We start from the raw sequence: 957 nt of genomic DNA on the forward strand, positions 1-957 counted from the left end.
ATGAAATATCGTGGTCCTACAACCCCAGTCATGCCGTAACAAAACTGGTTTGGGCTAATCCGCGTTCGCTCGCCACTACTTACGGAATCACTTTTGTTTTCTTCTCCTCCGCCTACTTAGATGTTTCAGTTCAGCGGGTTTGCCCACCTATCGGTGTACTATGTCTTCAACATAGTGGGTTGCCCCATTCAGGTATCTGCGGATCAATCGGTGTGTGCCCGTCCCCGCAGCTTTTCGCAGCTTATCACGCCTTTCTTCGCCTCTGAGAGCCTAGGCATCCCCCATACGCCCTTATTTTGCTTATTGTACCAATCTCGTTGTAAAACGAGACCGTTTTTTTTGTCTTTTACAATAAATTGTAAAAAACGCTTTCTACTTTCTTATTATTTTCTTATCTCAATATGTCAATGAACTTTGTGATGCTTTAAGCTTTACGCTTCAGGCATTAAGCTTAAAGCCTACGGCTTATAGCTTTTTGTGGAGAATAACGGAGTCGAACCGTTGACCTCCTGCGTGCAAGGCAGGCGCTCTAGCCAGCTGAGCTAATCCCCCATTTTAAATCTTAGATTTTAGAATTCAGATTTTAGATTTCCAATTCTTCTCTAATTTCCTTTGGTGAATCCCAGCTTCCAGAATTTCCTTTAATTAAGCGCTTCAGTTCTTTTTTTTTCAAATCTAAAATCTTAAATCTGAACTCAAAAGTAGTCCCGGGCAGACTCGAACTGCCGACCCCTACATTATCAGTGTAGTACTCTAACCAGCTGAGCTACGAGACTCTGTTTTACTTAATTTTCATTATTTTTTAAATTAACAGCAAGAGTAATACAATCTTTGACCCAAACCTTTAGGTCCGCATCTTTTTTCCCCGACGTGCCTTACGGCTAACATACAGGGCTCTAGAAAGGAGGTGTTCCAGCCGCACCTTCCGGTACGGCTACCTTGTTACGACTTAGCCCT

General features: G+C 42.8%; 2 tRNA genes and 2 rRNA genes. All 4 read right to left on the reverse strand.

The window, feature by feature from the left end:
• Nucleotides 1-305 (reverse strand): 23S ribosomal RNA (locus ABEB31_RS21580); the annotation flags it as partial.
• A gap of 173 nt (nt 306-478) precedes the next feature.
• A tRNA-Ala gene (locus ABEB31_RS21585) sits at nt 479-552 on the reverse strand.
• Nucleotides 553-702: 150 nt separating this feature from the next.
• Nucleotides 703-776, reverse strand: a tRNA-Ile gene (locus tag ABEB31_RS21590).
• A 124-nt stretch (nt 777-900) separates the two neighbouring features.
• Nucleotides 901-957: ribosomal RNA gene (locus ABEB31_RS21595) — 16S ribosomal RNA — on the reverse strand; the annotation flags it as partial.

Origin of the sequence: Flavobacterium olei (assembly GCF_039749035.1) — a bacterium.
Taxonomy (GTDB): domain Bacteria; phylum Bacteroidota; class Bacteroidia; order Flavobacteriales; family Flavobacteriaceae; genus Flavobacterium; species Flavobacterium olei.